The 20,990-nt window shown below is 69.6% G+C and carries 20 protein-coding genes; 9 read left to right on the top strand and 11 right to left on the bottom strand.

Annotated features, from left to right (window positions below; genetic code table 11):
• Window positions 1-3 precede the first annotated feature (3 nt).
• From R2K23_RS22820 to R2K23_RS22800, 5 genes are read left to right on the top strand one after another with little or no spacing between them, the layout of a single operon-like run.
• Entirely contained in the window at window positions 4-876 is an 873-nt protein-coding gene (locus tag R2K23_RS22820) for a DUF58 domain-containing protein (RefSeq protein WP_316512842.1), read from the top strand.
• Complete coding sequence (locus tag R2K23_RS22815) at window positions 866-1,339, top strand: hypothetical protein (protein WP_316512840.1); 474 nt, start codon at window positions 866-868, stop codon at window positions 1,337-1,339. Before R2K23_RS22820 ends, R2K23_RS22815 begins: the two co-directional genes overlap by 11 nt.
• Window positions 1,339-2,304 carry a hypothetical protein gene (locus R2K23_RS22810; RefSeq protein WP_316517505.1) on the top strand — a complete coding sequence of 322 codons (966 nt, stop codon included), beginning with the start codon at window positions 1,339-1,341 and terminating at the stop codon, window positions 2,302-2,304. Before R2K23_RS22815 ends, R2K23_RS22810 begins: the two co-directional genes overlap by 1 nt.
• Window positions 2,301-3,260 carry a VWA domain-containing protein gene (locus R2K23_RS22805; protein WP_316512838.1) on the top strand — a complete coding sequence of 320 codons (960 nt, stop codon included), beginning with the start codon at window positions 2,301-2,303 and terminating at the stop codon, window positions 3,258-3,260. The genes R2K23_RS22810 and R2K23_RS22805 overlap by 4 nt, the downstream gene beginning before the upstream one ends.
• A gap of 10 nt (window positions 3,261-3,270) precedes the next feature.
• Entirely contained in the window at window positions 3,271-4,002 is a 732-nt protein-coding gene (locus R2K23_RS22800; RefSeq protein WP_316512837.1) for a hypothetical protein, read from the top strand.
• Between the two features lie 66 nt (window positions 4,003-4,068).
• Here the strand turns inward: R2K23_RS22800 and R2K23_RS22795 are convergent, their stop codons facing one another.
• From R2K23_RS22795 to R2K23_RS22760, 8 genes are all read right to left on the bottom strand, one after another.
• Window positions 4,069-4,821, bottom strand: a complete 753-nt coding sequence (locus R2K23_RS22795) for a hypothetical protein (protein ID WP_316512836.1) — start codon at window positions 4,819-4,821, stop codon at window positions 4,069-4,071.
• A 49-nt stretch (window positions 4,822-4,870) separates the two neighbouring features.
• On the bottom strand, window positions 4,871-6,592 hold the full coding sequence (locus R2K23_RS22790; protein ID WP_316512834.1) for an asparagine synthetase B family protein: 1,722 nt from the start codon (window positions 6,590-6,592) through the stop codon (window positions 4,871-4,873).
• Window positions 6,593-6,602: 10 nt separating this feature from the next.
• Complete coding sequence (locus R2K23_RS22785) at window positions 6,603-7,094, bottom strand: hypothetical protein (RefSeq protein WP_316512833.1); 492 nt, start codon at window positions 7,092-7,094, stop codon at window positions 6,603-6,605.
• 11 nt (window positions 7,095-7,105) lie between these two features.
• Window positions 7,106-7,912, bottom strand: a complete 807-nt coding sequence (locus R2K23_RS22780) for a hypothetical protein (RefSeq protein ID WP_316512832.1) — start codon at window positions 7,910-7,912, stop codon at window positions 7,106-7,108.
• Complete coding sequence (locus R2K23_RS22775) at window positions 7,909-8,976, bottom strand: zinc ribbon domain-containing protein (RefSeq protein ID WP_316512830.1); 1,068 nt, start codon at window positions 8,974-8,976, stop codon at window positions 7,909-7,911. The genes R2K23_RS22780 and R2K23_RS22775 overlap by 4 nt, the downstream gene beginning before the upstream one ends.
• A 127-nt stretch (window positions 8,977-9,103) precedes the next feature.
• The gene (locus tag R2K23_RS22770) at window positions 9,104-10,411 is read right to left on the bottom strand and encodes an acyltransferase family protein (RefSeq protein WP_316512828.1); all 1,308 of its coding nucleotides are present in this window, start codon (window positions 10,409-10,411) and stop codon (window positions 9,104-9,106) included.
• Between the two features lie 84 nt (window positions 10,412-10,495).
• Entirely contained in the window at window positions 10,496-11,677 is a 1,182-nt protein-coding gene (locus R2K23_RS22765) for a cytochrome P450 (protein ID WP_316512826.1), read from the bottom strand.
• A gap of 11 nt (window positions 11,678-11,688) precedes the next feature.
• Complete coding sequence (locus R2K23_RS22760; protein ID WP_316512824.1) at window positions 11,689-12,474, bottom strand: spirocyclase AveC family protein; 786 nt, start codon at window positions 12,472-12,474, stop codon at window positions 11,689-11,691.
• Window positions 12,475-12,702: 228 nt separating this feature from the next.
• On the opposite strand from R2K23_RS22760, the gene R2K23_RS22755 reads away from it, so the two are divergent.
• Window positions 12,703-13,368 (top strand): TetR/AcrR family transcriptional regulator, encoded by a 666-nt coding sequence (locus tag R2K23_RS22755; protein ID WP_396892617.1) that lies wholly within the window; start codon window positions 12,703-12,705, stop codon window positions 13,366-13,368.
• Between the two features lie 4 nt (window positions 13,369-13,372).
• On the opposite strand, the gene R2K23_RS22750 is transcribed toward R2K23_RS22755, so the two are convergent.
• From R2K23_RS22750 to R2K23_RS22740, 3 genes are all read right to left on the bottom strand, one after another.
• A complete protein-coding gene (locus tag R2K23_RS22750) occupies window positions 13,373-14,251 on the bottom strand; it encodes a mycofactocin-coupled SDR family oxidoreductase (RefSeq protein ID WP_316512822.1) in 879 nt (292 codons plus the stop codon).
• Window positions 14,252-14,275: 24 nt separating this feature from the next.
• Entirely contained in the window at window positions 14,276-15,544 is a 1,269-nt protein-coding gene (locus R2K23_RS22745) for a cytochrome P450 (protein ID WP_316512820.1), read from the bottom strand.
• Window positions 15,545-15,773: 229 nt separating this feature from the next.
• On the bottom strand, window positions 15,774-17,078 hold the full coding sequence (locus tag R2K23_RS22740) for a TetR/AcrR family transcriptional regulator (protein WP_316512818.1): 1,305 nt from the start codon (window positions 17,076-17,078) through the stop codon (window positions 15,774-15,776).
• 564 nt (window positions 17,079-17,642) lie between these two features.
• Here R2K23_RS22740 and R2K23_RS22735 point away from each other — a divergent pair.
• The 3 genes from R2K23_RS22735 to R2K23_RS22725 are packed head-to-tail and all read left to right on the top strand — an operon-like array spanning window position 17,643 to window position 20,982.
• A complete protein-coding gene (locus R2K23_RS22735) occupies window positions 17,643-18,878 on the top strand; it encodes an MCE family protein (protein WP_396892614.1) in 1,236 nt (411 codons plus the stop codon).
• Window positions 18,875-19,903 carry an MCE family protein gene (locus tag R2K23_RS22730; RefSeq protein WP_316512816.1) on the top strand — a complete coding sequence of 343 codons (1,029 nt, stop codon included), beginning with the start codon at window positions 18,875-18,877 and terminating at the stop codon, window positions 19,901-19,903. Before R2K23_RS22735 ends, R2K23_RS22730 begins: the two co-directional genes overlap by 4 nt.
• Window positions 19,900-20,982: an MCE family protein gene (locus R2K23_RS22725; RefSeq protein ID WP_316512814.1), complete on the top strand. Its 1,083-nt coding sequence runs from the start codon at window positions 19,900-19,902 to the stop codon at window positions 20,980-20,982. Before R2K23_RS22730 ends, R2K23_RS22725 begins: the two co-directional genes overlap by 4 nt.
• Window positions 20,983-20,990: the final 8 nt, after the last annotated feature.

Genomic DNA, 20,990 nt, shown 5'->3' with positions numbered 1-20,990 from the left:
TTCATGGGTACCCATCTGGACCGTGCCCGGGTGCACTTCGGGCGCGACACCGGCGGATTCCTGGAGGGCGGACGCTACGCGCTGATCCACACCCGCAGCCTGGAATTCGACGAGCTGCGACCCTACGTCCCCGGCGATGACGTGCGGGACATCGACTGGAAGGCGACGGCCCGCTCGGGACACACGCTGATCAAGCGCTTCGTCTCCGAGAAACACCACAAGATCCTGGTGGTCGCCGACGCGGGCCGGAACCTCAGCGCACTCGCCCCGTCGGGGGAACGCAAGCGGGAGGTCGCCGCGCACCTCATCGGGGCGATGGGCCTGATCACCCTGCAACGTTCCGACGAGATCGGGATGGTCTTCGGGGACGCGCGCGGTTGCATGGACATCCGGCTGCGCCGCGGTGAGACCCACATCGAAAGCATGCTGCATCGCTTCCGTGATCACGCCGGGGATCGTCCGGGACCAAGCGACGTCGTCACCCAACTCGACTGGGTGGCACACCATTACCGGCATTCGATGCTGATCTTCGTCGTCTCCGACGAACCCGACGTCGACGACCAGCTCGGCGAGGTGCTGCGGCCCCTGACCGCCAACCACGACGTGCTCTGGGCGATGGTCGCCGACCAGCCGGCGGTGACGTCGGCCGAGGACGACCGGCCCGGCTACGACGTGGGCAGCCGGCAACGGGTGCCCAGCGGCGCGGTGCTCGGTTCGGCTGTGGTGCAGGCGTATCGGCAGGCCGAGGCCGAGCGACGCCGGTCGCTGTCGGAGTTCCTGAACACGTGCGGGGTGGCGCACGCGCGGGTGGGCGGCAGCCGCGACATCCGGGCGGCGCTGACCACGATGACCGGAGTGCTGGCCCGTGCCCGATGATCTGTTGCAGTACCTCATCGGACCGTCGCCCTACTCGCTGCGGTGGCTGTGGCTCGCGGTGGTCCTGACCCTGGCGTTGATCGCCTGGTACATCGGGGTTTTCGCGTTCACCGCGCCCAGTCGGAAATTGGCCGAGGTGCCGTTGGTCGGGGCCATGCGCAACGAACTGCTCAAGCGGCGCGCGGTGAGCGCGGTGCGCGGGATCGTCCGCCGGTATCGCGCCGGCGACCTCGACGCCCCCGCCGCCGGTGCCGCGTTGAGCCGGGAACTCCGCGAATTCCTGCACCGCCTCACCGGGATTCGGGTTCGGCACATGCAACTTTCCGACGTTGCCGCGAGTGACCTGTCGGCGGCGGCGCCCGTTCTCATCGACCTGAACGACGTGCAGTTCAACGCCCGGTCCACCGTGGACGTCGGCGCGGTGAGCGAGAGCACCGAGGAGCTGATCCGCACGTGGACCTGATGTGGTGGGGCGTCGTGATCGCCGGGATGGCGCTGCTGGCGGGCTGTATTGGGGCGGCCATGCTCAGCCCGGACCGTGCGGGCCGGCGTGAACTGCGCCCGTTGGCGCACGTGGACCGACTGACCCGGCTGCCGGAGTACGTGCGGGCGTTGCGCCGTCGGATGCTCTCGGTGATCGTCGTGATCTTCCTGCTCGCAGTGGGATTCACCGCCGCACTGTGGACCACCGCGCGGCCGGCCGGGCTGCCGAACATCGCCAGTGCCTCGGCCGCGGGGCAACCCGAAGACATCATGGTGTGCGTCGGCGAGTCCGCGGCCACCCCGGCGGTGGCCCAGACCCTCGAGTACTTCGCCCAACGCGTGGGTGGCTTCGGAACCACGCGTGTCGGCCTGACCTCCGCCAACGTCCGGGTGGTGCCGCTGACCCGCGACCATCAACATGCGGCGGCCCGGTTCACGGCCTACGCGCACAGCGCCGACCCCGGTGCGGCGCCGGCGGCGTTCGTGGCCCCGGTGCGCTATGCCGACTACGCAGCCACCGTCGAGGATGTGCTGGCGCTGTGCCTGACCGGGTTTCCCGAGTTCGACGAGCCGGCCGGGCAGCGGCGATCCCTGGTCTATGTGGGTCCGGGCACCCTCGGCGAGAATCGCGGTACCCCTTCGCTGTTCAGCGCCGAACAGGTACGCGAGCTGGCCACCACCGCGGGTATCCAGGTCAACGTCGTGTACACGGGACCGCCGAGCGCCGAGCTGGACGCCCTGGCCCGCGACACCGGCGGGCAGACGGCGTCCGCGGGATCCGAGGTGGCAACGCAACTGGCCGCGATCCGAAACCATCCGCCGGAGCCCGCCGCGGTCGACGACGTCGGTGCGACCGTCGGGGTCGAGACCCCGGACGTTCCCCTGCTGATGGCGTTGTTGGCCGTGCTGGCGTTGGCGTGGTGGCCGGTGGTGCGTCGATCATGACCGTACATCCGGTGCTGCCCCTGGCGGTCATGGCGCTGCTGACCGTCGCCTTTATCGGCGCGCGAATCGCCGTGCTGCCCCGAAAAGGGCACCGGCGCAGCAGGACCGTGGTGTGGCGTTGGTGCGGGGTGACCGCCGCGGGGTTGTTGCTGGTTCTCGCGGCACTGCGCCCGACGATCGGGGAGGAGCCCGCGGCGGCCCGTGCCGCCGGCGCGGATGCCCCGAACGTGTTCGTGCTGCTCGACCGATCCCCGGGGATGGGAGGCGAAGATCGTGGCGAGCCGCCGATGGCCCAGGCCCGCCGCGACCTCGACGCGCTGCTCGACCGCTACCCGACGGCCCGCTTCGCCGTCATCGAGTTCAGCTCCGAACCCGACCTGCGCTGGCCGCTGTCCGCCGACACCTGGAGCCTACGGCCGGTGCTGGATGCCGTGCGCCCGCAGCCGGCCACCCCGGAGAACGTGGCGCGCGCCAACTCGGGCGCGGCGGGAACGGTGCTGCGGTATCAGCTCATCGGCGCGGCCCAGCAGTATCCCCAGGCCGCGAACCTGGTGTTCTACCTGGGCTCCGGTGCTCCGGACGCGGAAGTGCCCCAACGCGAGTTCGTGCTCCCCGAGCAAGCGGTGGACGGCGGGGCGGCACTGGGCTACGGCGCCGCAGCGGGTTCGGACGGGCGCGCGCCCGCGACCCTGCGGGGCGTCGCCGGGCAGTTGGGGGTGCCCTACCTGCCGCGGCCGGCGGGTACGCCGCTCGATGCCGACGCGATCCGCGACGACACCGGCCCGGCCGCCCCGCCCGCGGCGAGCATCGCCGACCGCACCGAACTGTATTGGCTGCCGGCGGCCGCGGCGACGCTGCTGCTGCTGACCGAGCTGTTTCTGGTGCTGCGCGGGCTGCGCCGCGAGCTCGGTAGCCCCGGGCCGCTGTCGACCGACGACGAGCTGGAGACCCGGTGAGGCGGCGCCGATGCTGAGCAGGTGGTGGGAGGGCCGACGGGCCTGGTGGCAGGCCGGCGACACCCGGCTGCGGACCCGGCGACGGTTACTGGTGTATTCGGCGCCGGTCGCGGCGCTGGTGGTGGTGATCGTGCTCAAGTGTGTCTCCGTGCTGCTCGCGGGCCACTCCGCGGTCTCTTCCTTCGAAGAGCGGGACTCCGAGGCGCTGGGATCGGACGCGCGGATCATGGCCGTGCTCAACGTGATCGAACCGCACAAGGCACACTTTGCGGCCGGACTCGGGGCGGCGCTCGACGACCGGCTCGAGGAAGCCGCGCGGTCCTTCACCGCGGCATTGGCGCGCACACCGGAAGGCGCCGATTGCCCGGTGCGGGTGAATCTCGTGCTGGTGCAGGAGACCCGTGGTGATCGCGCTGTGGCCGCCGGGGATGGTGAGACTGCGGCCGCACGCTATGGACAGGCCCGCGAGGTGGCCGAACAGGCCCCGCCGCAATGCTTTGCCGACAACGCCGATCCGGATCCGCAGCGGCAGGCGGTGCGCCGTGACACGCTGCCCCGGCTGGAGGCCAAGCTGCGCGCACCCGCGCCGCCCCCGCCACCCCCGCCGGCTGCGACACCCCCGCCGGCCGGCGCAGCGGTGCCGCCCGGCGGCGCCGGTGACGACGAGACCCTGCGGCGGTTACACCCTGAGGTCGGCGACCCGTTGGACCGCCTGCGGCAGATCCTGCGCGACGGGGCCTAGCGGAACCCGCCCCGGCGGTGCCGCGCTGGGTGCGGGAGCCTCGACGCCGGGGCGGGGTCAGCCTGGTCAGGTACCGAGGCGCGGTCCGGTGGCGAGGCACGTCGAGGCCGGCGGGAGTTCCTCGGCGAGGAACACCGTCTGCGCCATCATCCGGTAACCCGACATCTGTTCGCGGAGCACCTCCAGCGACTCCTCGGGATGCACCGAATCGATGACCGCGTGCGGTCCCACGGCGTTGAACTGATGGCTCACTCCGCGCGGGATCTGCAGATCCACGAACGAGTTCTCCGGGACGATCAGGTTGTACCGCAGCCGGTTCGGCCCCTCTTCGGTATCGGCGCTGTCCGGGAGGTCGTCGACGAAACTCGCCGGGGCGAACGGCGTGACACCGGCGACGTCGCTGAGGTGGAACGAGGACAGGCTGCTCACGCGGATGTGGGTGTCCGGTCCGGTCATCATCCGGACGAACCGCAGGCCGGTGTGCCAGTGCATCCGGGAGCAGATGCCGCGCTCGGCGACGTCGTAGAAGTCCATGAGGTAGCGGTCGGCGAAGTAACCGTCGAACGGCTTTTCCACCATGTAGACGTCGCCCTCCTCGAACGTCTGCGAGCGCACTATCCCGTCCTCGTCCGGGGTCGTGGCCGCCGGACTGGACTTCGCGCGGCGCACGATTCCCGCGAAGGTGTCGACGACGACCCGGGCCACCTCGGACGGAAACTGCGCCACCGGGGTCACGACGATGCGGCCGGCGTCGGTGAACGCCGCGAGGTCGTGGACCTCGTTGCCGTCGTCCGGATGGATCTTCATGGCGTCGGGCATCACACCTCTTCTGTTCGAACTCGGTCACAGGGCAGTACGGGTGGCCCGGTCACGGGCGAAGATCGTAGGCGCGCAGCCACATCTCCAGCGTCAGCACCATCCACACCTTGCCGCCCTGGCGGGGCAGCAGGGTGCCGTCCCCGCGCAGCCAGTTGCGCAGGGTGTCGGCGCGGAAGATGTCCCGGGTCCGCGCCGACGGGCCGAGCAGCAGGTCGTGGCTGAGTTCGCGCAGTGGCCCGGTCAGCCACTGTTGCACCGGCACCCGCATGCCGCTCTTCGGGCGATCGACGATGGTCGACGGGAGCAGGTCCCGTACCGCTTCCTTGAGGATCCATTTCTCCTCGGTGCCGGCCAGCTTAAGCCGTGGCGGAACGGCGAATGCGTAGTCGATCATCGTCGCGTCGAACAGCGGTGAGCGGCCCTGCACGCCGGCGGCCGCGGTCAAGCGCTCGACCTTGGGCAGGATGTGGTGTGCGCCCTTGGTGCGTAAGTTGGTGTGCAGCAACTGGTTCAGCAGGCTGTTCATCCGGCCGGGTCGCAGGTAGGGCAGCAGCGGTTCGGTGAGCGCCGGTGCGTGGTCGAGGTCGGCCAGCGCCGCTGGGGACAGCAGCACCGGAAGGTCCTCCAGACATTTCCGATAGCTGTCCAGGTAGGCGCGTGCCCGGGCCCGCGGGTCGGGGTCGTCGCGAAACAGTTCGAAGATGAGCATGGGCAGGTTCTTGGGTCCGCCGAACACCGGATCGCCGCCCTCGCCGTTGAGGATGGTGTCAAGCCCGTCGTCGGCGGCGGCCTGCGCGAGCATCAGGTTGGGCACCGTCAGCGGGTCGCCGACGGGGCAGTCCAGCAGGGCCACGGTCTGGGCCAGGCGCGCGGCCACCGCGTCGCTGGAGACCGTGAGCACGCGGTGGGTGGTGTGACAGTGTGCGGCCACCAACCCGGAGTAGGCCAGTTCGTTGACGGTGGTGCCGTCGAACGCGATGGAGTAGGTGTGGACCGGTTGGTCGTGCAGCTTGGCGGCCAGCGCGGTGACCAGGCTGCTGTCGATGCCGCCGGACAGCAGAACCCCGGTGGGACCGGCGGGCAGTCGACGAGCCGTCGCCTCCTCCAGCAGTTCGCGCAGCCGCAGTGCGTGTTCTGCCGCGGTGGCGGGGATGTCGACTTCGGCCGGCTCCCAGAAGATCTCCTCGGATCGGCTGCCGTCCGGGCGCAGCCGCACGCAGCGTCCCGGCAAGACCTCGTGCACATCGCGCAGCAGGGTCTCGCGGTCCGGTAGGTAGGCGAAGGTCAGGAAGGATCGCACGGCGGGCAGGTTCAGCCCGGTGCGCAGGCCGGGCCAGCGGCGCAGCGCCGGCAGCGACGTCGTGGCGGCCCACGTCGGACCGGATCGCGCGACGAACAGCGTGCGCGCACCGACGTGGTCGCGGATCAGCACCAGGTCCCGTCCGTCGGTGACGACGAGGGCGAACATGCCGTCGGCCGCGGCGATCCCCGCGGTGCCCAGGGTGACGTAGCAGTGCAGCAGCAGTTCGGCGTCCGGGCAGTCCGCGGCTGGCGCGCCGGCGCCGAGCAGCGCGCGCAGCCGGGCCCCGTTGAACAGGGTCACCTCGCCGACCGCCGTCCAGTGCCCGACCCGGTGCGGGCCGGTCGCCGTGCCAGGACCGTCGAGCAGGCCGAGCCCGTAGCCGTCGGTGACGGCCACCGAAGCGGCGCCGACCGATCGCAGCTGGGCGGCCGGTTCCGCCCGCGTCAGGAATGCGCACCACCGTGCCATGACACTCTCCTCAGCCGAAGTCGCCGCCGCCGTCGTCACCGGGGCCGCCCCACTCCCCGTAGTCGTCGGAGCCGCCGCCATCCGGATCGTCGATGCCCTGGTCGCGCAGGTCCTGTTCCTCCTGCGGTGTCAGCGATTTCGGGGGCAGCGCCAGGCCGCCCAGTACCGCCGTCCCGGTGACGGCGGCCAGGATCCCGCCGAGGCGACCGCCGAACGAGGACCGGTTGACGGTCAGGGTCCCGTCGCGCCACAGGGTGCGGCCGAACCCGGCCTCGCGGCCGTAGGCCACCGAACCGTCCGAGAAGCTGCGCTTGATCAGCTTGGGGCCCAGCGGTTCGTCGACGCCCTCCCCGCCGCGGTGGTCCCGCCACTGCACCGCGCCGTCGGCGCGACGGGTGCGCCACTCCTGGCGGCCGTCGGCGTAGCGCCGGTGCACGCTGCCGTCGGCCAGCAGTTCATCGACGTAGCTGATCTCGTGGACGTTCTCGCCACGGTCGGGCATCGGCGACTCCTTCATCCGGTAGGCCAGGTCAGAAAGCCCGCGCGGCGGGCGCGTTGCACGTTCACCAGCCCGGTGTCGGCCCGGGCCACGCCCCGAACCAACCGGTGCACGCTGCGCAGCAGCACCGCCGGGGGCACCGCCTCGACCTCGACGGTCCGTCCCCGTCGCAGCCAGGCTTGTTCCTTGCCGGACAGGGCGGCTTCCGACGGTGTGGCAGGACCGGGGACGTGCGCCAGATGCAGCGGCCAGGCCTGCGCGGGCCGCAGCCCGATGGGGACCACCTTGGCGGTCGGGGGAACCTCGGTGAGCCGGCGCAGGTCCCGGGGCGCCGCGAGGCCGGCAGGCCCGGCGTCGTGCAACACGTAGACGGTCGCCGTGCCGGCCTGGTACAGCATCCGGGCCAGGCGCGGGTCCGCCGGCAGCTCGTCGACGCTGAGCACCGGGCAGGCGGACTCCATGGGTATCCCGTTGGCGCGCAGCATGACCGCCACAGCATGGGTCTGGCAGACCAGCATCCGGGGCAGGCCGTAGTCGAACAGGTCCGGTTCCGGGGTGTGCCGACCGAGCACCGACGGCGCCGGCGCCGGGGTGGCGAGCAGTCCGTCGATCGGTCCGTGGCGCTCCAGTGCCGACCGAAAGGTGCGGTACGGCAATGCCGTTGGTGTAGTGAAGCCCGGGCGCCGGGGCAGTCGGTGGGCGGGCAGCAGGCCGCGGCACATCTCGTAGAAGAGTTGTCGTTCGGTGAAGCGCAGGCTGCCCGGGGCCCCGGCGCGGCGGATCGCCGCCCGTAACATGCGGTCGGCCAGGTGCCGTCTCATGCCGCCGGCCACGACAAGAAGCCGATCCGCCGGGCCCCGGCGCGGTCCGGGTCGGCCTGGTCTTCGATGCGGGCCACGGCCCGGGACACCGCGGCGAGTAGTGCGGCCGGCGGCATCGCGGCCACCGGCGACCACCAACCGGCGGCCAACCACCGCACCTCGCGCTCCGAGACGGGTTCGTCGGCCAGGAACCACCGATCCGATCGTCGGGGCGGACGCTCCCGTAGCCGGATCGCGCCCTCGTTGTCCATCACCATCCGGGGTGCTATGCCGAGCACCCGGACCCGGGAGCCGAACCACCGCCGCGCGTCGCGCGCCAAGGCCAGGCCGGGCAGGCTCGCGTTGTGCAGCACCAACAGCGGGACCTCGGCCGGCACCTGCCGGGGGTCCTCCAGCAGCGCCATGTCGTAGGCCTGCGGGACACCGTTGGCGGCCAGGCACGCCAGCACGCTGCGGTTCGGGCACACCAGGGCGTAGCGCGGGGAGCTGACCACCGGGATCGGCACCCGGTCCTCGTCCACCGCTCCCGGCGGCCACTCGCCGTACAGTTCGCGCCAGGGCTCCAGCACGTCGCGGGCCAGGCTTTCGGTCGTCAGCGGCATCCGGACCCGGGTCCGGCGCCGTAGCAGCGGCCGCAGCGCCGAGAGCACCCCGATGCCCGCCAACAGCGCCGCTACGCCGAAGCCGATGGTGGTGACCACCGACCTACCGCCGATGAACAGCACCGCGTAGGTCCCCCAGAAGGCGACCCCACCCCAGACGATCATCATCCAGTTGCCGACGCGGTTCAGCGCGGGCAACCGACGGCGCGCGGCGGCGTAGCGGAACTGCGTGAGGGTGTAGTAGAGGTCGCGACCGTCGCGGAGTCGCTCGCTGAGCGCGCGCACCCGCACGTCGTGCAAGCGCAGCGGGGTGTCACTGGGCTCGAGGGCGAACCGGCGCCGGCAATTGCTGCATCGGCGGCCGCCACGATCACGATAGAGCAGGTCGGTGCTGCAGTGCGGGCAGATCACGGATCGTCCTTCCTGCAACCCCCCGCGAATCGCCACTGCGGCAGCGCTCACACCCCGGTTTCCATGAGCAGCTGTGCTTCTACAACTATCACGACAGCCATCCCCACCGAAACGTCCCATTGGGCCAGCAAGGTCGAGTGGCTTCGGGCTTTTCGTCAATCTCGGCGAGCAGAGGCCGTCAGGTGGGGTCTTTGATCCGGCTGCGCGGCCGGATCGCCAGCAGCAGCAACCCGCCGACGAAGAGGGCGGCCGTGACGACGGGGAATCGGCCGTCGGGCGCGAAACCACCGGCGGCCAGCATCCCCAGCGCGACGGCCGCGGCCGCGGTGCCGAGGAGGAGCCCCGCGGTACCCACCGCGTCTGGAATCGGCACGGCCACGCCGGGCACCGGCGCGGCGAAGACGGCGCGGCCCCACCACAGCAGGAACAGCAGTCCGACGGTGACGACGGCGAGGATCAGTTCCCACTCCAGCCGGGCCAGCCACCAGGCTCCGGAGCCGGTCGGCGGCTGGGGTAGCAGCCCGGTCGGATAGCCGACCAGCGTGACGATCACGACGGGCAGCATGTGCCAGAGGTAAAGCGCCATCACGTTGTTGTTCGCCACCCCGATGATTCGCGGCCAGGGCCCGCGGCGCAGGAAACGGTTCACCGGGCCCGTGATCGCGAGCAGCACGCCGATCTGCACGGCGGCCAGCGCCAGCAGTGCCACCGACGGCGGCGCGCTGTTCTCCACCCGAACCCCGGGTACGCCGATCATGGCCACGGGATACGGCCCCCAGGTCACCAGCATCGGCAGCGCCACGGCCGCGACGGTCGCCATGCCCAAGAGCTGTCCGCGCCGTAAAGTGCTGTCGCGCCAGGCGATTCCGAGCTGGTAGATGGCCGCCCAGCACAGCAGGTAGTTGAGCATCCGGATCTCGGGCTGCCCGGCGAGGATGCCGATCGCGTCGACGACGACGACGCCGGCGGCCAGCAGGGTCGGGACGGCCAGCCCCAGCCGCCGGTGCAGCGCCACCGCCACCGGTGTCAGGGCGACCACCATCAGGTATACGGCCAGGAACCACAGGTGCATGGCGACGGCCCAGCCGCCCAGGGCCAGCACCGATCCGCTGATCCCCGCCGCCATCAGAACGGCCATCACGACGAACACCAGCACCACGTAGGCGGCCGTCGGCCCCAGTACCCGGCTCACGCGGCGACGCAGCCACTCCTGACGGGTGTCGGTGCCCTCGGCCTCGAAGCGGGCCCACGACACCGCGCTGGCATAGCCGGCCACCGCGAAGAACACCGGGACCACCTGGAAGAGCCAGGTGATCCACTGTGTCCACGGCATCAGCACCAGTGGGTTGTCCCGGCCGAACGTCCCGTCCTCGTAGGTCATGACCGAGAGCAGCCAGTGCCCGATGACCACCAGGATGACCGCCGCGCTGCGGTACAGGTCCAGCGCGAGCTCGCGGGAGTGGCCAGTGGCGGGGGCGTGGTTCATGCGCGTCCTCTTCGGCGGAGTTGCGCCCGGTGCTCCCGAGGGACCGGGTGCCGTCGTCCGCACGCTACCCGACTGGGACCGACCTCAGCGGGTCCGGACCGGTAGCTGCGCCCACCCCCGCACGCTGGACGTGTGCGCCATCCGCGCGTTGTCGTAGTCGACCGACCAGTCCGGCCAGCGCTTGAGGACCTCCTCGAACGCGACGCGCGCCTCCAGTCGCGCCAGCGCCGCGCCGAGACAGAAGTGGATGCCCTGCCCGAAGCTGAGATGTCCACCCTTGCGGTGGATGTCGTAGCGGTCCGGGTCGGTGAACCTGGACTCGTCGCGGTTGGCGGAGCCGTTGAGCAGCAACATGTACGAGCCCTCGGAGACCACCTGACCGTAGAGTTCCACGTCCTGCGCGACGTAGCGGGCCTGCACCGGCGACGGCGGGTCGTACCGCAGGGTCTCCTCAACGGCTCCCGGGATCAGCGTGGGGTCGGCGACGAGTTCGTGTCGCTGGTCGGGGTGCCGGCCCAACTGCTCGCCCATGAAGCCGATCAGGCGGGCCGTGGTCTCGCCGCCGGCCCCGGCGATCATCGCCGTGTAGGCGAGCACCTCGGTGCGTTCCAGCCGGCGTTGGGTGCCGTCGGGCTCCTCGACCTCGGCGTTGAGCAACTCGGTCATCAGATCGTCGGACGGGTGGGTGGACCGCCACTCGATGTACTCGGCGAACAGCGCGAGCGAGTCCGCAAAGACCGTCGCGCTGACGTCGGCGACCTCTTCGCCGACGGCGATGTTCTTGTCGGTCCGGGCCCGGATCTGTTCTTGGCCGTCCTCGGGGATGCCGAGGAGGTAGCCGATGGTGCGCATTGGCATGATGGCACCGAGGTCGACGACGAAGTCGAACCCGTCGGCCTCCCGCAGCGGATCCAATGCGCGCGCACAGAATCCGCGGACCAGGTCCTCGACCGCGAGTATCCGGCGCGGCGTGAAGACCCGCGACAGCAGGCGTCGATGGAGGTCATGCAGCGGCGGGTCTTCGAACAGCAGGATGCCCGGGGGCACCTCGATGCCGCTGAACAGGATGTCGGCGGTGGTACCCCGGCCGGAGCGGTAGGTCTGCCAGTCCGGCAGGGCGTGGGCGACATCGTCGTAACGGCTCAGGGCGTAGAAGTTGTACTTGTCGTTGTAGTACAGCGGCGCCTCGGCCCGCATCCGCTTCCACACCGGGTACGGGTTGTCGTCGATGTCGAAATCGAATGGGTCGTAATACAAGTCAGTCATCGGGTTGACTGTCACTGCGGCTGGTTCGGGACACCGGGGAACAGTTGTTCGGTGGGCCCGGAGGTCACCCAGCCGTTGAGCTTGGTCACCAGGTGCGGCGCGAACACCGAGAGGTAGACGGCGTGCCCGACGACGATCACCGCCACCACGGAGACCAGGGCCGACTGCAACTTGGTCTTGGACAGCCTGTCCGCCAACATATCCAGCACGTTGCGACCCTGGGCGTCGGTTCGGCCGAGGAGGTAGGTGAACGTCATCATCTGCACGCCCATGGCGATCGAGTCGTAGATCGGGTACTGGTGCTTGGTGCCTTCGGCCACCGCGAGGCCGGGGATCACATACCCGTAATGGAACAGCCCGAGGCGCGCGCCGATCAGCGCGTTGAACACGAACGCCCAGCAGAAGCCGACGGTGAAGCCGACGGCCAGCAGGGTCTGCGGCCGGCGCCACTGGAAGCGCCCGGCGACCCAGCGGCCCAGGGCGGCGCCAAGGACCGCGGGCAGCACGAAGTACGCGATGTAGCCGACCGGGACCGCCGACGGCAGCCCGCCCCAGGTCATGTCCAGCGGCCACCAGGACGGCATCCGCGGCAGCGCGGGCGGGAACTGGGCATAGACCGCCCAGTCGTAGGGCGCCTCGATCCAGGAGAACGAGATCGCCGAGATGGACAGCAGCAGAAGCGGATGCAGCCGACCCCGCCGGTAGCTCAGGTAGATGCCGATGAGCAGGAAGGACAGGCCGCCGACGTAGGCGAACGTGACACCGGCGGTGATCAGGAAATCGACGCTGACGTTCACTGCTCGACCTCCGGGCGCACGGCACCGCGGGCCTCCGGATCGAAATAGAGCACCAATCCCACGATCAGGACGATCAGGCCGAAAAGTGTGCCGAGCATGACGAGTGCGCCCACGGCTGCCTCCTTTGGCGGGCAAATTCGATAGTTAATAGTGGACACTATTAACTGGGTTGGGTCAAGCATGCGCCTATCGTTGAAAGTTCCACCGCGCAGTGCGGTCCGAGGAGTGATGCACGTGCCCCAGGGGCGTTCGACCGGAAAGCGGTCGACGGGTGCCAAGGCGGCCCCTCGCCGGCCCCCCGGCGAGGCCCGCCGGCTGTTGCTCGAGGCCGCCCGGGATCTGTTCGCTCGCCGCGACTACCGCAGCACCACCACGCGCGAGATCGCCGAAGCCGCCGGTGTCACCGAGTATCTGCTGTTCCGCCACTTCGGGTCGAAGGCGGGCCTGTTCCGGGAAGCGCTGGTGCTGCCGTTCACCAACTTCGTCGACGAGTTCGGGACGACGTGGCAGTCCGTCGTCCCCGAAGAGACCGACGAGAAGGAGTTGGCTCGACAGTTCGTCGGCCGACTCTACGACGTCCTGGTCGATCACCGGGGCCTGTTGCTGACCCTGGTCGCCGCCGACGGGCTCAGCGACGAGGACATCGAGAGCGCCGGTATAGCCGACATCCGGCGCGCGCTGACGCTGCTCGGCCAGATCAGCGGCGAAGGCATGAGCCTGCGTGGAATGCATTCCGGGCAACCGGATCTGCCCGCACACTCGACGGTGGCGATGATCGTCGGCATGGTGGCGTTGCGGTCGACCTTCTTCGGCAACAGACCACCGCCGCGGGAAGTGATCGTCGACGAGCTGGTCCAGGCCGTGCTGCACGGCTTCCTGCACCGCCAGAGCTGAGCGGCTATCCACCCGGACCGTTGGGCCACTTCAACAGCGACCCAGCGTCGACCCGGATCTGCTGGCCGGTGATGTAGCGGCTCTCGTCGCTGGCGAGGAACACCCCGAGATGGGCCATGTCCTCGGGCTCGATGTAGGGGATCGGCATGGCCTGGAAGATCGAGAACAACGGCTCGGCCTCCTCGCGGGTGGGCTTCTTGCCCTCGGCGATCAGGTCCGGCCGGAACACCCCGTACATGCCGTCGTTCTGCAGCAGATGGGTGTTGCAGTTGGTGGGGTGAATGGCGTTGACGCGAATCATCTTGGGCGCCAGGTGAAGACTCATCTCCTCGACGTATTCGATGACCACGCGTTTGCTCCAGCCGTACCCCGCGCCACCGGGACCCATGTCGGGACTGGTGGTGGTGCCCCGGATCATTCCCGCCGTCGACCCGGTCACGATGATCGATGAGCCGTCCGGCAGGTGCGGGATCGCCACCGCCACGGTGTTCATGACGCCGACCAGGTCGACGTCGGAGGCATCGACGAAGCCCATCGGGTCCGGGTTGCCCATGGCCATGGGCAGGATGCCGGCGTTGGCGACCACGATGTCGACGTGCCCCAGATCGGCCAGGCCCGCCTCCAGGGCGTCGCGGAGCTCGTGGCGCTCGCGGACGTCGGCGATGCGGGCCACGACCCGCCGGCCCAGTTCCTTGACCGAGCGCTCGGTCTCGGCGAGGTCGTCCGGGGTGGCCAGGGGATAGGGATTGGATGGGATGTCGCGGCAGATGTCCACCGCGATGATGTCGGCGCCCTCGCGCGCCATCGCGCACGCGTGGGCGCGGCCCTGCCCGCGTGCCGCCCCGGTGATGAAAGCGACCTTGCCGCTGAGCTTTCCGGTCATGGTATGTGTCCTTTGCTGGTCGGTTCAGCCGATCGGGTCGAAGGTGATGTGGAGTTCGCTGAGCCCGCGCATGATGAACGTCGGCTCGTAGCTGTAGTGCCGGTCGGCCGGGGTGCCGTGGTGTTCCTCGGAGATCGTGATGTCCCGCATTCGATCGAGGATCCGATTGAGCGACACCTTGCCTTCGGCGCGGGCGAGCGGGGCGCCCGGGCAGGAGTGCACTCCGCGGATGAAGGCGATCTGTTCGCGGACGTTGGCACGGTCCGGCCGGAAGCTGTTGGGGTCCTCGAACTTTCGCTCGTCGCGGTTGCAGGCCCCGGGCAGCACCATCACGGTGGTGCCGGCGGGGACCTCGACCTCACCGAGTTTCGTCGTGGTGCGCGCCAACCGGAAGTGCGCCTTGACCGGGCTCTCGACCCGCAGGGTCTCTTCGAGGAACGCCGGGATCCTGCTGCGGTCCCGGCGCAGGTCCGCCTCGTACCCGGGGTCCTCGCCGATGAACCGCACCGCAGCGCTGACCAGCTTGGTGGTGGTCTCGGTGCCCGCCGCGAACAGGAACGTCGACAGGTTCATGACGTGCTCGATGTCCGGCGTGGACCCGTCCTCGTGCTTGGCCTGGGCCAGTTCGGTCAGGACATCGTCGCGCGGGGCGCGCCGTCGATCCTCGATGTAGCCGTAGAACTTCTCGTTCAGCCAGCTCAGCGGGTTGTGCTCGGTGGGTGCCTCCTGCCCGAGTTCCCCGACCTGCGACAGCGCGAACGCCGCTTTGAACTCGTCGTGGTCCTCGGCGGGCACGCCCAACAGATCGGCGATCACCAACAGCGAGAACGGTTTGGCGTAGTCCGACAGGAACTCGCAGGCCCCCCGCTCCAGGAAGGTATCGAGCTGTTGGTCGGCCAGCCGCCACATGAAGTCTTCGTTCTCGCTGAGGCGTTTGGGGGTGATCAGGCGGTTCAGCAGGGCGCGGGTGCGGGTGTGTTCCGGTGGGTCCTCGGTGGTGATGTGTTCGGACATCGGCACCTGGCCGCGGTGCTGCTCGATGAGGTCGGACACGTCGTCGGATTCCCCGGGGCCGAACGGCAGGCCGGAGAAGGGGCCCGCCACCGAGACGCACGACGAGAAGGCGGGGTCCTTGTAGACCGCCAGCGCCTCTTCGTATCCCGTCACGGTCAGGACGTTGAACGGGGTCGCCATCGTGACCGGGCATCGGGCGCGGAGGTGGTCGAAGTACGGGTACGGGTCGGGGACGAGCTTCTCGTCCGTGAAGAAATCCATCGTGTCGAAGTCGGTCACAAGGCGCTCCTGCTCCATCCGCCGCCGACCACCCGTAGGCGATCCCAGAAAACCTAACCTTTGTTCTCAGCACCGTAGCGCCGCGGGCGTGGCGCGGTCAATGGCTAGGAACTACGTAGATCTCACGGTGCTGACGTGCCATCGCTGCCCCTGGGAACGGCCTAATATCTGTTTCAGCGACGGTCGGCCGGTTCGGCCCGGCCGGTGGTCGCCGGGGACGCGGGGGCGGTCAGTCGCGGCCGGCGACGCCCCGGATGACGTCGTCGCGGGCCATCGCGAGCGCGGCCTCGGCGCCCAGTCCGCGGATCAGGTTCTCCGGTACCCACAGCACGTCGATGACGCAGCGGGCCAGCAGGTCCAGCGGTGGCTGCGGGTCTACTCGCAGGTCACCGTCCTGTAGGCCCCGGATCAACAGCATCGCCAGATCCTGCATCCGCTGCCCGAACGACTCGGCCGGACTCTCGCTGGTGGGCGGCGAATGGCGCATCCAGGCCAGCTGGATCTTCCACTCGTCGGGGAACCGCAGCACGGCGTTGATGTGGATCCAGCACACCGCGTCGAGCTTTTCGACGATGGTGGAATCCGAATCGAGCGCGGCCGCCGTCGCGGCGCTGATCTTGTCGCCGAAGGCCTGCATGATCGAGGCCAGCAACTGGTCCTTGGCGCCGATCACCCGGTACACCGTTGCCGCGTTGAGGCCGGCCTCGGCGGCGATGTCCCGGATGGTGGTCAGCTCGAACCCCTTGCGCGCGAAGACGGTACGTGCGGACCGGCGGATGTGGTCGGCCTTGGCATCGCTGTCGGGGCGGGTGGGGCCGGTGCGCCCGCCGGCCACCGGGTCGGCGCTGTCGCCCCACTGGTCGATCACTGCGTCGGCCGCCGAACGGGCCGCCGAGCGGTCGAGGTCGGCGTCGGCGGGAGGGCGCGCGGCGAGGCCGTGCAACAGGATCTGACACAGCACCCGGGCCACGTCTTCCGGGGCGGCGTCACGCCGGATGACATCGAGGCCCACGTGCAGCATGGACTGGCAGAAGCGGTCGGCCAGCGGAGCCAGGTCCAGGTCCGCGCGCAGGTAACCGCTCCAGCGCCCGGCGCGCAGGGTTTGCACCATGGCGTCCTGGATGGCGCCCGGCGGTCGACTCAGCAGCGCCTTCAATTCGGGGCTTTCCGTGGGGGCCTCGAGGAAGGACATCTGCAGCGCGGCCCGGTTGCGCACCGCGCAGCGGGCGATGTCCGCCGACAGTTCGACGATCTTGTCCTCGACGCCGGCCGCGTCGGCGGCATCCAGGCGGCGCAGTCCCGTCGCCCCGACCTCGGCCAGGTCCGCGTGATAGCGGCGGACGAGTTCGATCAGCAACGCTTCCTTGGAGGCGAAGTGGTGGTAGAGGCTGCCGGTGAGAATGCCGGCGGCGCCGGCGATCTGCTGTAACGATGTGCGCAGCCCCGTCGTGGCGATCAGGGCCTCGGCGGTCGCCAGGATCTCGGCGCGCCGGGAACTCTCCCCGGAGAACGCCTCGGCTTCACCGGCTGGCACCGGCGCCGGTCCGTCGGCAGAGTGCTGCAGCGACACCACACCTCCCAGGCTGCCGAAGTCGTGCCGGTGGGGCCGCGCGCGGTCCCACCGAAGCGCCGATGACACCACTGCCGGCGAGCCCGCAGTGAGGGCAAACGGTATCAGATCAGCTCACCTGGCTTGGGGCCGGCTACCCGTGACATCTTCCCTAAGGTTTGTTGCGCATGGTCCAGCGGGCCGCGTGAACCGGGAGCGGGAGCCGTCCGGGCCGAAGGGCATTATCGCCGGTCCAAGTGTCTGCACATGCGTAAATAAGCAAAGTTCGCCCGTGGTCCCAGCGGAACCGGCGGAGTTCGCTGACTCGGTGCGCTCATCCTATTGACCTAACATCTGTTTCTGCCGTAGTCTCGGCACGCTCAGCCCACGGGACTTCGGCCACGTGTCCGGAACCCCCCCACCGATGGAGACCGCTCACGTCCACTTCGGCGAAACATCAACGCGCGCTGACGGATACCCACGGCCGCGGCGCCGATGCGCTGCGGCAGCACGGCTCGATGCGGTGACGGGGACCGGGGGGAGCGCGTGATGCACGGGTTGGGTCGGCCGCGGATGTTCCACCCGGGCAGGCCGGTGTTGAGCGACTACCTGATTCGTCCGATCGTCGGGCTGGTGACGGTCCTGGGCATGGTCGCGCTGGTGGCGCTGACGGCAGCGTTCTTCCGTGGCAGCTTCACCGCAAGCGTCCCGCTGACCGTGCTGTCCGACCGCAGCGGGCTGGTGTTGAATCCGGACGCCAAGGTGAAGATGCTGGGTGTCCAGGTCGGTCGCGTCGCCGCCGTCGAACGCCGGCCCGACGGTTCCGCGGCGGTCCAGCTGGCGATGGACCCCGACCGGTTGGCAATGATCCCGGCGAATGCCCGGGTGGACATCGCGTCATCCACCGTGTTCGGCGCGAAGTTCGTCCAGTTCCTGCCCCCGGTCGCAGCCGCCGCGGCGCCGCTGCGGCCGGGCGACGTGGTGCGGGCCGACCGGGTCACCGTGGAAGTCAACACGGTCTTCGAGAAGCTGTCCGCGGTGTTGGCGGTCATCGAGCCGCAGAAGCTGAATCAGACTCTGGGCGCCTTGGCGGCCGGCCTCGACGGGCGTGGCGAGCAGCTGGGCCGAACCATCGCCGACTTCGACGCCGTGCTCGCCGAACTGGAGCCCGAGTTGCCCAGCCTGGCGCACGACATCGCCGTCCTGCCTTCGGTTTTGACCACCTTCGCCGACGTCGCACCCGACCTCGTCGACGCCGCCGCGAATGCCGGCCGGATCAGCGACAGCATTGTCGCCGAGCAGGACAATCTGGATGCGCTGCTGGTGAGCGTGATCGGCCTGGCCGACATCGGCAACGACGTGCTGAGCGCCAACCGCGGCCCGCTGACGGAAACCCTGCGCCTGCTGGCGCCCGTCACGGACCTGACCAACCAATACGGGCCGGCGCTGACCTGCGGACTGGGCGGCATGGTGGTGATGGCGCAGGCCGACCCGCTGACGGTCCCCGGGGTCGAGGTGCTCGCCGGATTCCTGTGGGGACAGGAGCGTTGGCGGTATCCGGCCAATCTGCCCAAGGTGGCCGCCAAGGGCGGACCGCAGTGCACGCACATGCCCGAGGTGCCGTTCGAAACCCGGACCCCCTATGTCGTCGCCGACACCGGGGCCAACCCGTGGCGCTACGACAATCCGCGCATCACCTGGAACTCCGATGCGCTCAAAGAGGCCCTGTTCGGACCGCTGGACGGCCCGCCACGCAATTCCGCACAGATCGGCCAGCCCGGATGAACCGCACCCGCGGACCGGCGTGGAAGTTCGGGATCTTCGCTGTCGTGATGTCGGTGATCACCGCCTTCATGGTGATGATCTTCAGCGAGTACCGCGGCGGCAGCACCACCGGTTACAGCGCGGTCTTCCAGGACGTCTCGAGCCTCGAACCCGGTGACACGGTGCGTATCTCGGGTATCCGCGTGGGGCAGGTCAGTGCGGTTCGGCTGACCGAGGCGAAGACCGCCGTGGTGGATTTCGACGCCGACAGCACGGTGGCCCTGACCGCCGGAACCACGGCCGTCGTGCGCTATCTCAACCTGGTGGGGGACCGGTACCTGGAACTCGTCGACGGCCCCGGGCCCACCGCGGTGTTGCCGGCCGGCAGCCGGATCCCGGTGGAGCGCACCGCCGGTGCGCTGGACCTCGACTCCCTGCTCGGCGGGCTCAAACCGGTCATCCAGGGACTCGACCCGGCCGACGTGAACGCGTTGACCTCCGCGCTGGTCCAGGTTCTGCAGGGACAGGCCGGCACCGCGGAATCGCTGTTCGCCCGCACCTCGAGTTTCACCACGGCCCTGGCCGACAACGGTCAACTCCTCGAGGACCTGATCGACAATCTGAACGCGGCCATGGGCACCATGGCCCGCGACGGCGCTGAATTCTCCGCGCTGGTCGACGGAATGGAGCGGTTGGTCACGGGTTTGGCCGCCGAGCGGGAGCCGATCGGCGCCGCCATCGAAGCGCTGAGCAGTGGCACCAGCTCGCTGTTGGACCTGCTCGGCGAGGCCCGACCGCCGTTGGCCGCCACTGTCGATCAGCTCAACCGTCTCGCGCCCGCCCTGGACGCGAAGAAGGACCGCATCGAGACGGCCCTGCAGAAGGCGCCGGAGAACTACCGCAAACTGGTCCGGATCGGCGCCTACGGCAGTTTCGTGAACTACTACATCTGTTCGATCGCGATCCGCATCTCGGATCTGCAGAACCGGACCGCCGAATTCCCGGTCTTCCGGCAAGAAGCCGGCCGCTGCACGGAGCCGGAATGAATCGATACCGCGGCCCGCAGCTGATGCGCACCGGCTTCATCGGTGCGGTCCTGGTGGTGCTCGTCGTCGCGATAGGACTGCAGCCGCAACGCATCATCAGCTGGGCCGGCGCCGTGCGCTACGAGGCGGTGTTCGCCGAGGCCGGCGGCCTGATCCCCGGGAACGAGGTGAAGATCGCGGGCGTGACGGTGGGTTCGGTGTCCGGGGTGAGGCTGGAGCGGGGCCGCGCCCGGGTCGATTTCTCCGTGGACAGCAAGGTTCCCCTGGGCTCGACGACCACCGCGCACATCCGGACCGGGACGCTGCTCGGCGAGCGGTTGCTGGTGCTCGAATCGGACGGCGAGTCCCGCATGCGCCCGCTGGAGGTGATCCCGCTGGCCCGCACGTCGTCCCCGTACTCCCTGACGGAGGCGGTGGGCGAATTGACCACGAACATCGGCGGCACCAACACCGAGTCACTGAATCAGTCGCTGGACACCCTGGCCACCACCATCGATCGGGTCGCCCCGCAACTGGGGCCGACATTCGACGGGCTGTCCCGGCTGTCGCAGTCGGTCAACCGGCGCAACGACACCGTGACCGAGCTGCTGGCCAACACCGGAAAGGTCACCGGAATCCTCTCGGAGCGCAGTCAGCAGATCGACACCCTGCTGCTCAACGCCAACGATCTGCTGGACATCCTCGTCCAGCGCCGCCAACAGCTCGTCCAGCTCATCAACGCCAGTTCCGCTGTCGCGCGGGAACTCTCCGGCCTGGTGGCCGACAACGAACAGGAGTTGGCCCCGACCTTGGCGAAGCTGAACGCGGTGACCGAGATGCTGGAGCGCAGCCGCGAAAACATCGCCAAGGCGTTGCCGGGGTTGGCCAAGTTCCAGGTCACGTTGGGGGAGACGGTCGCCAGCGGACCGTTCTACACCGCGTTCATCCCCAACCTGGACCTGCCGCCGCTGTTGCAGCCGTTCCTGGACTACGCGTTCGGCTTCCGCCGCGGCGTCAACGCCGGCCAACCGCCCGACGACGTCGGTCCGCGGTCCGAATTCCCGTTCCCGTACAACGGAATCCCGGAGAAGCCGCGGTGAGCGCGCGC

It is taken from the genome of Mycolicibacterium sp. MU0050 (genome assembly GCF_963378085.1).
Lineage (GTDB): Bacteria > Actinomycetota > Actinomycetes > Mycobacteriales > Mycobacteriaceae > Mycobacterium > Mycobacterium wendilense.
The sequence above is the reverse complement of the archived record's forward strand: the minus strand, read 5'-3'. Positions and strand labels throughout refer to the sequence as shown.